The following is a 14971-nucleotide window of genomic DNA, read 5'->3' as shown; positions in this document are numbered from 1 at the left end:
GGTTAATAGGTAAAAATATTAGTAATTTCTTTGCTATATAGTTACTGTTGTAAACTTTATGACCTGTTAATTTACTTTAAAACATCCTGCATCCCAAATGCAGTTACAAAATTATCATATTGAATTTTCACCTGTTTGTTAGCTGTTTCTATATATTCCCCGGTCATTCTGTCTACAACTGTTCTGAGTGGCCGTTCTCCTTTTGGGGTTTTAATTAAATGTACTATTGCATCAGGAACCATTTGGGGATCAGGCTTCATGGATTCGAACATTTTTCCCATGCCTTCACCTATTTGATCAGGGATTTTTGCCAGATCACTGTATTCTGGGATAATAGATGTATCAGATCCGTAAGTAGACTTACCGAAAATCTCTGTTGGAAAAGCACCCGGTTGAATAATCGCCACATCAACACCAAACGGCCGTACTTCATAATGTAATCCTTCCGAAAGGCCCTCAATGGCAAATTTAGCACTGTTATAAACGGTCATAAACGGTGCTGAAAAGCGGCCCAGCCCGCTGGAAATATTTATAATCAGTCCCTCACCTTGTTTTCTCATTTGCGGAAGACTTGATTTAATTACCCTCCATGGTCCCTTTACATGCACATTGAGCATTTTTTCAAAATCATCTTCAGTATATGCCTCGGCCAATCCGCCACCAAAATATCCGGCATTATTAACTACTACGTCCAATTGGCCCTCCTTTGATATAATTTCTGAAATGGCATTTTTTACAGCGGCTCCATCAGTAACATCAAGATCAACAATATTGATGTTTTCTATAGCCGATAATTCCTGTGCCCGTTCAGCATTTCTCGTTTTGGCATCTCGAATTGTAGCATAAACGGTATAACCCTCAGCCGCACATCTTTTTGCTGTTAAATAGCCAAAACCACTGTTTGTTCCGGTAATAAATACTATTTTTTTCATATAAGTGTTTTAAATTAATTTTTGAAGTTAAATTGAATATTACAATTTTAAGCAATAAATTTAATTTTTTAATATTAAGGATGAATTAACAATTATTTAAATTTATGTAAACTGTAAACAATGGGGATGAAGAAACGATAATTAAAACGGTTCCGATTAATCCGGAACTTTGGAATTGTTCAAACTTATTTCAGCGTAAGAATAAGGAAAAAAAATCAAAAAAGTCACCTCTGGTGAGATGACTTTTTATGTGGTTTCTCCAGAAACAACCTCCGTGTATCTATGTGGAGTTAGATGGAGTAGTGTATATTATGTATCAGTGACTTATAAATTTTTTGTAATTGTATGGAGTAGGATAGAGGTAGATGGGATTTAGCATCGTTTGAATAAAAAGGATTATTCATACTTTTTAATAGGACGTCTTAAAAACTATTTTTTCTTTTCAGTCCATCAAAAGCTTTTGCATCATTGGTTCTTAAATATTCTTTTATTCTATTAATATGAGGTTCAGTTGCTAAATTAAACTTCCGCTGTAGCATTGGTCCATAATGCATTTTTAATTGAATATACTCTCTTATTTCTTCTTTCATTTCAGATTTTGTACGTTTTGGTTTTGTTTTAGAGCTATTCAATTTAGAATTAGGATTGTAAAACACAGGATTTTGATTCAGTTTTTCTAAAATCAATTCTTGATTTTCTAAAACCTTATCAATTTTTTCAGACAGTTGATTAAGATTATCATCCATAATATATCAGATTATATTCAATTATTTGTACCACTCTTCCTTTATTTTGTCAATATCTATATCCTTCCATTTTTCTTTCCACAATTCCCAATAAGGTATATCATTAGAAGATGGTTCATTCATACATCTATCAATTTGTACTATTGAAGGTAAAATAACAGATTCCCCGATTAATAATGCTTCTCCCTGTTTTAAGGACGGCATTTTCTCTATCAATGTTCCTAAGGTATCCGGTAATAATTTCTTAACATATCCTTGATCTACGGGATTTGTTAAGCGCATAGCAATGAAGTTATTACATTGTGAAAATATAGTTTCCGATATTTCGGACGGTCTTTGACTTGCTAAAAGTAAAGTTACGCCATATTTTCTTCCTTCTTTTGCGATACGTTCAATAGATTTCTTCGAAGATCTATATTTTACTAAATCGCTATTAGGTACATACTTGTGAGCTTCCTCATAAACTAATAAAATGGGAGTATCATTATTTACCTTTTCATTTGGATCTTCAATATTTCTCAATCGCTTATAAATATAACCATATTCAAAAATAATTCTTGAGATTAAAGATACTGTGATGCTTAAAACTTCAAATGGAACGCCACTTAAATCAATTACTGTTACATTTGAATTGTTTTTATCACTATAGCCCAATAAATTTTTTATTGTATCTTCAAAGGAAATATTCTTTGAATTTTCACCGAATAGAAATGATAACCTATCCTGATTAATCTTTTCCTGAAACCTTACAAAAAATTTATCCAATGTTCCTTCTGCATAATCTCCTTTTGTAATATTTTGATTTTTAGTTGGATGAAATTGATATTCCTCCTCAAAGTATTTATTGATACGTTCTTCTTCATTCAATAAAATTCCTGTATCCGCTGTTGTGCTACTGTCAGTACATGTATACGATTCATCAATAATCATATATCGATTAGAATTTTTGGAGTTTTTAGTTTCACTTTTTAAGTTATATAGCCCATTTTTAATTTCGGTTATATCAAAAAATAAAGGCGAGTCATAAAAAATCTTTGATTTTGAAGGATTGTGTTTTATTTTATTTTGAGTAACTAATTTTCTAAATATAGCAGACTGATTATAATTATCACGTTCTCCTGTGTCTAATAAAATTTCTTCAAGTTCTTCGCTATTTAATAACCAGTATGGTAATAGCAAATTAGAAATATCAATAAAATTAGCATTAGGAAATGCAGATTTATATTCAGAATGAATGTCAAAAACTATAATATGAGAGTTATTTAGATTAAATGATTCATCTTTTGTATTTATAGCTGTTTGGATAATTGTTGACAGTGTATGGGATTTTCCCGAACCTGTTGAACCAATAATGGCAATATGTTTATTGAAAAACTTATTTCCATTTACTGGAATCCGAACAGTTGGATTAGATGATAAAGAACAAAATGTAAATTGTTCTCTTTCTTCAACTGATTCAATATAGATCTTTTTTATTTCCTCCTCTGTAGCAGGTTTTACCTCTTTTGGAGGTATTGTTAAATCATCTCCTCCTCTTGTAAATTTCTCATTTTTAATAATTCCTAATGGACTTGCTTCTATTATATGTGTTCTTTCTGCTTCTCCGTTTTTGTCAGAAACATCTATTGAGAAGTTTTCGATGATTGCCATTAAAATAGCATTGTCATTCCCATAAATTTTAAGATATGATCCAACCTTTAAAGATTCATCAGCAATCTTAAAATCTTCAAGTTTATCAACTTTTATTTTGACTTTATTAGGAAATACTGCAATAACTTCTGCATTAATTTTATCTGACATTATATTATACTTTTTAAATCGTTAATTGTTTCTACCTGTATTTTTATATGTTTTACTGAATCATTATTATAATCAAAGTAGGGGTTATTTAGATAAAATTGATAAATTTCTTTAGTTTTATTAGTTAATTCATTGATGATCAGTTCAATATAGCTAGTTTTGTTTATGATTTTTAATTTAATTTGATTATGATATGTGGCTTTTTCAATGATGCTTTTTTGATTAAAGGAAGAACCCGCAAAATTAAACCCATCAATAGATTTCAAATTCTCATTATATAACTCATTTTTAATACATAATAACTCTTCTTCTAAAATACCATTAATATACAAATATGGGCTAAAAGTATTGGGATCATTTTTTGATCTCACATTACCCCATTTTTTTGAAATTAAAAAGATTATATCTTTAAGCTCACTTCTATTATAATTATTTGGATCAACTTCTAATAAAAAAAATCTTTCAAAAGGAGATGGATTATACTGTACAAAATATTTATTTTTTAGCTCTGAAAGAAAATGTTTTTTCCCTTTGATTTGAATAAACCATTTATTAAAAAATACATTCTTAGAATTAATTTTTGCAACAAATTCCTTTTTAGAAATCTTACGTTTTAAAACACTATCCTCCTTTGCCAATGTACTAATAACTTTTAAAGCGTTGTTATAATAAAAATGCTCAGCTTCAAAATCATCACATTGAATTTGATTTTTTAATATTTTATAAATCTCTTTTGACTGTTGTTCATGAGATTTAGCATTAATATTAATTTCAAGTAGACTTAAAAAGTCTTGTAAATGAACATCATTTAATTGTAAGTCCTCATAATGTTTATACTCAACGTTTTCCTTTTTATATGTGAGTAAATTTGATTTCAAAAAGTCTAAAGTAATCGGCTGAATAAGTTTTTCATGTCCTTGCTGAAAATGACCAAAATACAAATATTTTATTCGATTTTGTGTGCCATTTAAAACACTGTTGAAATGGGTTAACATCAACCGTATAGGTTTTGCTATTACTGAATGATTATACTCTGTTTTTGAGTGGTATTTACATTGTATTGCAATTTCTTCGTTTGCCTCTGTAATATCAATATCCTCAATACCCTCAATCGTTATGACACTATTGTCATTGCTCAATTGTAAGAGTTCTAATATTGTTAAATCAAATTGATACAGGTAACCTCTTATTGTATCTATTGCAGTTCTATTTGCCATTTTTAGGATCTATTGAAAATTAATGTATTATTTTCGATTTAGTTTGTATCCAAAAATCTTATCAATAGAGCATAATTTTCTGGAAGCAATATTTTAATCGAAAGACTAAATTTTTCTTCTTAATTTTGACATTTTCTTTAATTTTTGAAAATAATCATTCCACATCTTTTCTTCTTGACTTTTTGAATCATATCCACTCGAAGGATTTGTACCATCATCATATAGGAAGACTTTCTCAATTTTACCAGAAGAATCTCTTCTAACTCCTTTTTCTCCATCAAAAGAAAGCTCCAAGAGTAATTTCTCTGTAATACTATTATACTTTGTATAAATAGGTTTATCGTGGTAGCTTTTCCCAACATGTTCTTTAAGACTTACATCATTGAAGCCAAGAGGCATATATTCTCTGTTGAAAGCCATCCATTCATCATTATCGTTTTTTGCAATTCCATAAGGTAAGTTTATTCTGAAAAAATTTGTCAGCATAATAGTATTTTTTTATTTGATAATTGTTATTTCTGTAATCTCGTATCTTCATATTTAGATCGTTCAGTTTTCAAAGATACCAACCAATCTAAATACATTTCTTCAGGCATACTACGATAGCCTATTTTGTGAATATGGCTATACTCTTTATTCATCAGATCAAACAGTTCTTTAGCTTTTGGATTGCTTAAAGTTGCTTGAATATCTTTTGTATTCTGCTCTTTCATAAGTTTTTGAAACTGTTTTGTATGGGTTTCAGCCTGTAATAATAAAGCATTAGCTAAATAAGGGTGTATTTGTACTGCTCTTTCAGCACATTTCAATGGAAAACTACCGTCATTATCGGGAAAACTTCTGTTGTAAGCATTTGCTAAATCTACTAATAGCAATGCAAGACTTTCTTTGTTGTTTAAGGCTTTCATAAACACACCATTTTTGATGGCATCCAAATGAATAAACCCCGAAGCTGACAACCACGCATCAATCGGAAAGATACCGCTTGTAAGCTCTGTATTGAACCAACCAATAGATTTAATATTATGCTTGATATACACGTGATTCGGTGCTAACGCCAGATTTGCATCTGCTCCAATTTCTTCAGCCAAAATCTTGTACAGATACGGCATCGAATTACAATTGCCTTTCTGAGTATCTAATAACTTCGATACAAACAGGTTAGACAGCTCTTTATGTCCGAATACATCTTCAAAATCATAAATAAAAGGTTTGTATTTTACAGTGTCATTTTTTATAATTACAGGGGTTGTCTGGCACATTACCGTATAAACAGCAGCATATTTGCTTACTTTCGCCTGATCTCTTTCGATATAATTGAGTTTTCTATTGTTGACAAGCTGATTACAGAAATTAGCCAAAAATCTGATTTTACGATTTAATTCCTCTATATCTAATTTTCCCTGATAATAAGCATTCTCTACACTGAAAACAGCCGTTTTGAAACTGTATGGTTCTTTATCATTGAGCATATTATCTATGGTTTGATAGGAATCTGTATAAAAGTGGTTTTCCTGTGCATTTGTAAAAACAGAGAAAATTAGTGTCGTTATTAGTAAAAATATCTTTTTCATTTTTTTGTAGGTGGTGGAGCAGGTTCCAGCATTGGAGGATTAGCAAAAAGATTATTATAATAAAAAGAGTCATGTGAGGTTTTAAAAAAATTATTGCCTTGAATTTGAAAAATTTCAAAGCATCTTTTTTCAGAAATTACTCCACCACTATATTTATTATTAAAATTTTTATATTTTTTCAAAAGAGTATCTCTTTCTATACTGTTATGTTTGATTTTATTTTCAAAATATTCTTTATTATAAAATACGACAAGATTGTTTTTATACTCGGTGCAATGAAATAGAGAATCAGTACTGTAATCATATACTGAAGCTACTTGTATAAAATCTTTATTGTCATATTTCTGATACCTTACCTGCAACATTCTATCCTTTCCTCCTCTGCAATAAGCTGAATCTAATACATAATCTATTGAATGTATTAATTCTTTTTCAAAATCATTTAATCGATTTGGTGGAGTTTGTTCTTTATTTTTACTGCAAGAAATCAGAAATAAATTAACAATTATAATTAATAAGAATCTTTTCATTTATTTTCTTTTTAGATTTTTTAAAAATTGAACATTAAAAGGATATGTCTGTTTTGTATTTGCTCCTGTTCTTGAAATTTCTATCATTCTATTGTTGTCATTCACTGTAAAAAACCTGGGATCTCCTAATCCTTTACTTTGATTACTTCTAAAAATCCCATACATTGTTGATTTATCGGCACTCCATTGATTTCCAATATTTTTATAATCTAACCCGATTTTCCCATCGTGATTATGGAGTGACCAAACTAAATTATCTTGAGAAAACTTATTAGAAAATATTTTTGATCCATCAATACTATGCATAGTAGCAATCTGAAAATTATCTTTTCCATTAACGTTGTAATTTGCTAGAGAAAATTCAATCCCACTATCGGTATTGTTATCTAAGAAATTATAAAGGTTATAAGCTGTATCCAAATTATTTGTAAACCCTTCGGAGAAAAATGGATTCATAGCCTTTCCGAAATAATCCATTAATTTACCATCATTGGTTTGACTTAATTGTCCTATTATAGAGACATCATTAGCATTTTTTTTATCAACTGTTATAGAAGTACTCTGAGATGTTACTTTGCCAGAATCATTTGTGGAAAAAAGTCTATCAAATTTATCATTAGTCTTTTTTATTAGCTCTACTTGTCCATTTTTCAACAATTTATAATCATCCTTTACACTCTCAGCGGCTAATCCCGTAGGATCAATATTATTAATTGGATTGTTTACAGCATAATTATAAGGCGACCAATCAGGAAATTCCTCACTAAGTGGATCGGGAGACATCCAACGCCCATGAGTGTCACCAATGGGTTGTGCATCGGGATCAGACAAATCAACTTCTCTTACTTCGATAATATTATCTCTTTTTGTATTAAACCTTACCGAACCGATTACTACAATACTGTCTGTGTCGTGAAACTCTAAATATTTACCCTTACTTAATGTTGCAATCTTCGGGTAAACTCCATATTTAGCAAAAGGATTTCCGATAGCAATATTCTTTCTCCTCCTTTCAGCTTCCTGTGGTGTCAAAGAATCCTTTGTTTTTAATACTTCATCCATATAAGGACGGTTACGCTCTTCTTTCGTAAGTTTAACAGGATTTATCCATTTCTTTTCAACTTTGAGTTTTTGTTTCGTTTGGGTTTTCTTGACCTGTGCCTGTGTAAAGCCTGTTATTATTGCAAAAGCAATCAATAAGATTCTTTTCATAGTCATTTGTTTTTATGATTGTTAAAATTATTCATTTTTTTATAGTTTATTAGGGTCAATTGGAATATATCTCGGTTTTTGTTCCTGCTTTTTCTTTTCCTGTGCTTTTTTGACAGCTTCTTGTTCCTGTCTTTCCTTTTGTTTTTGAAGTTGATTCAAGCGCATTCTCTCCGCTAATGCTTCGCTTTCCTGTTTGTTCTTTTCGGTTTTCAGATTTGCCAACCATGATTCATACGCAGATGCAGGCATTTCAGCATATCCTAAATTATCAATCTTATTAAACTGTTCATTGATTTGATTTAACTGTTCAACAGCCTTTGGAAAATAACCGATTCTTTGTAAATCTCTTTTGTCTTCGGGATTAATACCTAATTGTTTCGTCACATTGGCAAATCTTACCTGACTTATATTTGCTTTTTCCATGTTTGGTGCTATTCCGTTAGGATAAAGCTCTAATGCTTTATCAATAACTTTGTTTACAAATTCATCATACCCAAACTTGCTTACATATCCTCTCGCCAAATCAAAATAAGCCATTCCCAACAGTTCTTTTTTTGTAAGGTTCTCCAAATAAATTTTATTTTGTAGGGCTTCTGATTTGATATATCCTGATTCTAAAAATGCATTATCAGTAGGAAACATCCCATTGGTAAGTTCCATATTTCTCAATTTTCCCTCATCATCTACAAAACGGATATAAGAGTGATTAGGGGCTAATGATAAATAGGCTTCTGTATTCATAGCTTCTGCCAACATCAGATAATATAAAGGCATTGAATGACATTGTCCTGTGCCTGTTTTAAGGAGTTTTGAAACAAACATTTTGGAATAGTCTTTTTGCCCCATATAGTCCTTAAAATCATATTCAAAGGCTTTGTGATTTGTACCATTCAATTTCATATCCTTAGAAAAATACTCAAAGATCATCAGGTTTTTGGAAACATGGCTTTCTGTGTCCTGTTTGCGTTCTTTCATTTTCTGTAAGAGTTGCTTTGCCGTCTTCTGGATTCCAGCTTTGAATTTGGTTATATTCTGCTTATTATCATAAAAAGCATTTTCTACTGTAAAATTGACATCCGCTAATGAGTATTTTTCGGAATCCATTCCAGATAATTTGCTAAAAGCATCATAATACGATTGTGTTCCTGCTTTTCCTGATAATGTAGGTAGGTCATACGACATATTTCTGCCGTCTTCTACCCATTTGTGGAATTGCATTTCCTGAACCTCTGCCATATCTTGCTCTATACCTCGCATCACAGCATCATTCTGTGACCTCGCTTGTGATTCATAAATATTGTGCTGTTGGGCTGTATTCGAGTTTTTTTTATAGGAACTCGGTAAAGATGGCTCATAGTTTCTTTGGGAACTTCTGCCATTTGTTGGGCTTCCAAAATTATTATTGGAATAATTGCCCAAACTACTTGCCTGTGGAGTAGGAAAGTTCGGAATTTGACCAAAACTTATTATACTTGTAAGTAATAAGGGAAAAATATATATTTTTCTCATCTTGAACATAATATTTTGTGTGTTTTGTGTTTCCTGCAATTTACAATTTTTCTATGAATGGTGAAAATAACAATCTGTATAAGTTTTTTACAAATGTATTTCAGTATAGCGTCAAAACTTGACGTGTTATATTAACATGATGAAATTATTTATTTCTTGCCTTCAAAATCATTCACCATTAATATTCTCTTTCTCCCAATCTAATATTAGTTTAGGATAATTTTGATTTTCCCCAAACTTATAGATTTCATCTTCAACTCTGTACCCAACATATAAAATATCATTTTTTAAATCAACTACAATCATAAAGTTAGTCATATCGCAATTATGCTGTTCGCAACCAGAAGCTTCAAATACATTATTTTCAACTCCTATTCCTCCTTCAACTGCCCATGTTTGATTCATATATTGATATCTTTCTTTCCCAATAAGTTGGATTAATCTATTTTTGAGAATTGTGTAATTTAAAAGTTTTATACTACTTGGATATCTCCCTTTATACCTCGATAAAAAGCTTAAAGATGTATTTTTAGATGTTTTCTGTGAAATTGAAGAATTTCCCTTTTCTATTCTATCTTTTATCTTCATTAAAGAAAAGGAAATCATCCCTTTATTTAAATTTGGTATTGTTTTAAAAATTGTAACCTGAAATCCCTTTTCCTTTGATACGGAAGTAAATACGCCTAAGTAGTCATCTGTCTTTGCTTCATCTATTTTGTAGCTTGAATCTTTACCAATATCCTCAACAATAAATTTTCCTCCTATTACACTATCATTCCATCCGATATATTCTAACTTATTGGCTTTGAATATCAAATTAACAACAAAGGTATATGTGGAATTCTTCTTTATATATGTAATCCCTCCAGATTTCAAATCTTTAGATTTTAAAATATAGCCCTCACCTTTTATAACTTCTTCTATCTTATTTTGAGGTGATTTAAATAACAGTTCTATGTTTCTAAAGTTGGTAAATTCCTGACCAAACAGGAAAAAGCTTATCTGCATCATAATTACCACTGTAATTTTCTCAACAATTTTTGTTTTCATAATTTTTATTTGGAGTTAATTTTATAAATTATTTCTATGTATTTCATACGGAAATCCGTAAGGTTATTACAAAGTATTCCATTGCTTTGTAACATCTATGGTATCGGTAAAAGTATTGTTGGTATGGTTGATGATGTCCTTTGTATCAAAATCAAATATTGTTACTACTTTTTTGACTTTATATTCTTTGTAATGTGCAGGGATAAAGTCGGAATCTAAACCTCCGTGGTCGTCTATTTTTCGAGTTTCATTAGGCTTCCACACTTTTTCAATATCTCCGAAACCTGTCATAAGTCCACTATCATAATCTCTTTCAGTAATAATACTTCCGTTCTCCAATTCAAGCTGGACTTCTAAAGTTGTGTAGACATCATCGTAAATGTTTACAGAGTTATTTTGAGCTTCACCTGTAAAGTTGTATTTATAGGAATTACCGACTTTTTCAAAGCCACTTTTGGTGATTTTTGTGATCGTAAATACTTTGTTTTGTTCGGATTGTGAATTCTTTCCTGTGGAATTACAGGAAAGAAGGTTTAATGAAATTAATAAAATAGAAAGTTGTGTCTTCATTGTTTTCATAGATGAGTCATATTTTAATTTGCTACAAATATCTGTAAAAAATACAAACACTCGTATATATACGAGTGAATATTTTTATAGCAATTATTCTCTTTGTTCCAAATGTTTAGAATGGAAGAGAATTCGCTTTTAGAACCTATTGAACAATATGTTATTGATATTGTTAGGAAAATGAGATTGGAAAAAAAGATTTCTCAGAAAGAACTGGCTTATTCTTTGGATTTATCCATAGGATTCATTGGAGATGTGGAAAGCTATAAATCAAGAGCAAAATATAACCTCTCACACATTAACAGGCTTGCAGAAATATTTGAATGCTCACCTAAAGATTTTCTTCCTGAACAATATTTAGAAAATAAAGCCGAACAAAAGTAATCTAGCTATATTCTCCACTCAAAAATCGATTTTTATTTCAATTTGGGTATTCGATACCAAAATTGATTTTAAAATGATGTACTTCGTTAAAAACTATGTTTATACAAAGGAAAACTTTAAAACACCAGTTTTCACTCAATTTTACTTTTTATCAAAACGACAGGTGATGATCTTTCGTTGATGAGTGTAATATCCTGTAACAATTTCATATTTTTTAAACAGTCCTTTTTCGTTGAGGGATTTCGTCGAATTGGTGACGCTTTCAACACTTACATTCAAGCGGTTTGCGGTATATTCCCTTGATGCAAAGTATTCTTTTACTCCTTTACTGATTGAGTTGTATTCTCCCCAAAGGAGTTTTTCTCCCGTTTTCAACACTTTATTAGTGTAGATTTCAAAAGGAAGTTTTATATTTCTTTGATCTTTATTTTCCTGAATTTCTTCGGATTCTTCCGCAGTTTTATAGTAGTCGGTCAGAAAATATTTTCTTCCTTCTTTCATTAAATATCCCTTTTCCACAAAGTTTTTCCTGCAATCTCCGATAATATTGGGGTGTAATTTGAACAATTTCCCAACATCTTTATTTGTGAGTTGATTGAATCCGAGCTTACTTCTCAGGGAAAAATCCAGTCCCAATAATAATTTTTCGTTGAGTGATAACTCCGAACTTGATAAGATTTCAAAAGGAATCTCTATGGTTAATTTATTCGAAATCCCTTCTATTAGAGGATTTGTTAAATCGTTGTTATCTTTTTTCATTGTATTGCTCTCTAATTTTACTACTACTACTACTACTACTACTTTTTTGGACTGCTCTTTAGCTTACTTCCTTATGTTTCCTGCTTTTACGTGCTACTACTGACTACCAAAGTAGGCGACTACTTTTAATGTCCTCTGTGTAGTTTTGTACCACCGTATTTTTCTGTTGAAATCAGGAGGTGTCCTCTACTACTTTTTGATAAAATGACTCCACGACTATAATTTTTCAGGGAGTAATAGTACTTTTTTATCACCAAATGTGCATTTCAATTCACCTAATTTTGCATTTCAATCTAACCATTTTTGCACTTCAATCTCACCAAAAATGCACTTCAATATTACCAATTTTGCACTTATATTTAAAGACATAATTAAAGATTTCAATTAAAAACCTTAATTAAAGAGATAATCAGAAGCGGTAAACCGCTTCGCTTTCAAAAATAAATTATATTTATTGAATCGTTTGAGTAACTTAAACTTCCCTTTGAATCCAAAATAGTAATTCTTCTCTATTCCTTTGAATTAATGAGAAATTAAAGTAAATAACTATTGCGAAAGATTTTGAACTATGTTCTCCACTTTAAAATTTTCAATTGGGATTCTGTATCAGTTTTTGTAATTGAATCTGTTAAACACCTTTGAAAATATGTAGTACAAAGAAATTATTCACTTTTTATCTACTTACATTTTATTCATCTGCAAAAATTACAACTAATCTATGTTGTATAATCTAAAAATATGCGTGGACTTCACCGTGTTAAATAATCAAATGTTTGCAAACCTATATTTAACAGGAGGTTATGTCATATTTCTTTTTTAAGTTTATCTGTTCTTAAGTTCTGGATCCACAGATGAACCCACGTTTCTTTGAGTGCCTTCCTCTCTAATAAAAAGACACTGAAAGAAACTTTAATTTTATTATTTCACAGGGATGTAAGATTTCAAAATGCCAATTAATTCATCATAAGCACTCAAAATTAACCTTTTTGCTTCTTCATCTCTTAACTCTCCGCTTTGTCCATCATACGGTTCTCTAAGTGATTTTATCATTGTTTTAAGCTGATCGAATCGGTGCCAGTTATCAGTGTCCTTTATAACTATTAATTGCTCTAAAATATTCAAAATTTTACTTTGTAAATATCTATTTGGTAAATTGTTTTTAGTAGCTTCGAGTTGTGAAATAAAACTTTCAATTTGGGTGATTTTTAGATTCATAATGATACCGTTAATATTTTAAACAAGAAATATACTAATATTTGGGAAAATTAGAAAATAAAAAAAACCTGCCTTTTTAGCAGGTTCATAATTTTTAGTTTTCAAATCTATGCAGATTTACTAAAGTACTCTTTAAAAAGTTCCGCATTTTCATCCTGAGTTATTTTGATGTAACTGTTGAACGCTTTTTCGGTTCTGTGTCCTGTGATATTCATAATTACCCTTGATGGCACCCCTCGTTTGAACATATTGGTAGCAAATGAACGCCTTGCTGTGTGAGTACATATCAATTCATATTTATACATTACTTCCTCGATACGGTCTTTACCTTTATTTCGGATTTTCAGGATTTTATCGTTGAATCCTAATATTTTTCCTAATTTCTTCAAATATTTATTCATTGTCTGGTTGCATAAAGATTCAGGGAGGTTGTTCGGATTGTCTTTATATTTATCCATAATCACTCTGACAGCAGGTAGGATAGGGATGTTTACCCATTCTCCTGTTTTGATTGTTTTGATCCTAAGGACATCCCCGACAATATGCTCAGGCTTCACCTGACTGAAATCACTGAAACGTAACCCTGTATAACACCCAAATACAAATAAATCTCTCGTTCTTTCCATTGTTTTATTACCGCTCAAATCCAAGGCGATCAGCTTTTCTATTTCCTCCTCGGTCAGATAAATATTATCAACGTCCTCTTTCAAAACGATGAAATTTTTGTGATTATGTCCGTCATAACTGTTAAATCCATTTTCCATAGCATCGTTCATAATAGCTTTGATATTTTTGATATTTTTACCGAAACCGCTATTGGTCAATCCTTCAATAGAAGTATAAAATTCAAGGAAATCATCGTAAAAATCCATAGTAATGCTATGCCAACCCAGCTGAATACGAGCGTATTTTTCATACTCTCTCAACTTATTCATCGTAGTTCGATATGTTTTTGCTGTACTATGCTCAATTTTATTTTTCCTGTCCTCGAGATATTTCTCAAAATACTCAAAAAATGTATATTCTCTTTTCTTCTCAACCCCCTCTTTCTGTTCATTATAGAGAAGTTTTACACGAGCAGTTTCGGGATTTTCACCATTAATCATCAGTTCATTAATAATGTCTTCAACTTTCTGTCTGAACTTATTAAGAAAGATATTAAAACGGTCTGATCCTGAGTAGCTTCTCTTTACCTGCTGTCCTTTATCATCCCAATAGCGGTCTTCGAGGTTTCTCGAAGTATAAAAATAGGTTACCTGCTTTTGGTGGCTGTACCGTAGCATGAGCATAGAAAGATTGCTTTTTATCTTTCTCTGATGCTGTGATTTACTGAGTACAAATTTGATTGTTGCCATAATTCTGTAATTGTTAGATTGTTAATTATAAATTTGAAATTCTTACCACATAGTTTTGTTGTGGTAACATTAGCCCTAAACCCCTATGTGCGACAACGGTTAGGGCTAAAGTTTTCCT

General features: G+C 30.8%; 15 protein-coding genes. 1 reads left to right on the top strand and 14 read right to left on the bottom strand.

Features of this window, described 5'->3' with window-relative positions; all coding sequences use genetic code 11:
• Positions 1-71: 71 nt before the first annotated feature.
• The 11 genes from SOP96_RS09975 to SOP96_RS09925 form a co-directional block, all read right to left on the bottom strand.
• Positions 72-932, bottom strand: a complete 861-nt coding sequence (locus SOP96_RS09975) for an SDR family oxidoreductase (RefSeq protein ID WP_326320832.1) — start codon at positions 930-932, stop codon at positions 72-74.
• Positions 933-1354: 422 nt separating this feature from the next.
• Complete coding sequence (locus tag SOP96_RS09970; protein WP_326320831.1) at positions 1355-1678, bottom strand: hypothetical protein; 324 nt, start codon at positions 1676-1678, stop codon at positions 1355-1357.
• A gap of 21 nt (positions 1679-1699) precedes the next feature.
• Positions 1700-3478 (bottom strand): anti-phage-associated helicase HerA, encoded by a 1779-nt coding sequence (gene herA, locus SOP96_RS09965; RefSeq protein ID WP_326320830.1) that lies wholly within the window; start codon positions 3476-3478, stop codon positions 1700-1702.
• The gene (locus tag SOP96_RS09960) at positions 3478-4695 is read right to left on the bottom strand and encodes a DUF4297 family anti-phage-associated protein (protein WP_326320829.1); all 1218 of its coding nucleotides are present in this window, start codon (positions 4693-4695) and stop codon (positions 3478-3480) included. Before SOP96_RS09960 ends, herA begins: the two co-directional genes overlap by 1 nt.
• 105 nt (positions 4696-4800) lie before the next feature.
• On the bottom strand, positions 4801-5181 hold the full coding sequence (locus SOP96_RS09955) for a hypothetical protein (protein WP_326320828.1): 381 nt from the start codon (positions 5179-5181) through the stop codon (positions 4801-4803).
• Positions 5182-5207: 26 nt separating this feature from the next.
• Entirely contained in the window at positions 5208-6269 is a 1062-nt protein-coding gene (locus SOP96_RS09950; protein ID WP_326320827.1) for a hypothetical protein, read from the bottom strand.
• On the bottom strand, positions 6266-6799 hold the full coding sequence (locus SOP96_RS09945; protein WP_326320826.1) for a hypothetical protein: 534 nt from the start codon (positions 6797-6799) through the stop codon (positions 6266-6268). Before SOP96_RS09945 ends, SOP96_RS09950 begins: the two co-directional genes overlap by 4 nt.
• On the bottom strand, positions 6800-8011 hold the full coding sequence (locus tag SOP96_RS09940) for an RHS repeat-associated core domain-containing protein (RefSeq protein WP_326320825.1): 1212 nt from the start codon (positions 8009-8011) through the stop codon (positions 6800-6802).
• Positions 8012-8050: 39 nt separating this feature from the next.
• Positions 8051-9520, bottom strand: a complete 1470-nt coding sequence (locus SOP96_RS09935) for a hypothetical protein (RefSeq protein WP_326320824.1) — start codon at positions 9518-9520, stop codon at positions 8051-8053.
• Positions 9521-9688: 168 nt separating this feature from the next.
• Positions 9689-10570 (bottom strand): hypothetical protein, encoded by an 882-nt coding sequence (locus tag SOP96_RS09930; RefSeq protein WP_326320823.1) that lies wholly within the window; start codon positions 10568-10570, stop codon positions 9689-9691.
• A 66-nt stretch (positions 10571-10636) separates the two neighbouring features.
• Entirely contained in the window at positions 10637-11140 is a 504-nt protein-coding gene (locus SOP96_RS09925) for a hypothetical protein (protein ID WP_326320822.1), read from the bottom strand.
• Positions 11141-11260: 120 nt separating this feature from the next.
• Here SOP96_RS09925 and SOP96_RS09920 point away from each other — a divergent pair, with 120 nt between their 5' ends.
• Positions 11261-11524 carry a helix-turn-helix domain-containing protein gene (locus SOP96_RS09920; RefSeq protein ID WP_326320821.1) on the top strand — a complete coding sequence of 88 codons (264 nt, stop codon included), beginning with the start codon at positions 11261-11263 and terminating at the stop codon, positions 11522-11524.
• A gap of 141 nt (positions 11525-11665) precedes the next feature.
• On the opposite strand, the gene SOP96_RS09915 is transcribed toward SOP96_RS09920, so the two are convergent.
• The 3 genes from SOP96_RS09915 to SOP96_RS09905 all read right to left on the bottom strand — a co-directional run bounded on the left by SOP96_RS09915 (position 11666) and on the right by SOP96_RS09905 (position 14853).
• The gene (locus SOP96_RS09915; protein ID WP_326320820.1) at positions 11666-12283 is read right to left on the bottom strand and encodes a hypothetical protein; all 618 of its coding nucleotides are present in this window, start codon (positions 12281-12283) and stop codon (positions 11666-11668) included.
• 918 nt (positions 12284-13201) lie between these two features.
• Positions 13202-13498: a hypothetical protein gene (locus SOP96_RS09910; protein ID WP_326320819.1), complete on the bottom strand. Its 297-nt coding sequence runs from the start codon at positions 13496-13498 to the stop codon at positions 13202-13204.
• Between the two features lie 107 nt (positions 13499-13605).
• Positions 13606-14853, bottom strand: a complete 1248-nt coding sequence (locus SOP96_RS09905) for a site-specific integrase (protein ID WP_326320818.1) — start codon at positions 14851-14853, stop codon at positions 13606-13608.
• Between the last annotated feature and the right edge of the window lie 118 nt (positions 14854-14971).

This window comes from Chryseobacterium salviniae, assembly GCF_035819015.1.
Classification (GTDB): Bacteria; Bacteroidota; Bacteroidia; order Flavobacteriales; family Weeksellaceae; genus Chryseobacterium; species Chryseobacterium salviniae.
This window is presented reverse-complemented; position numbering and strand designations above follow the sequence as displayed.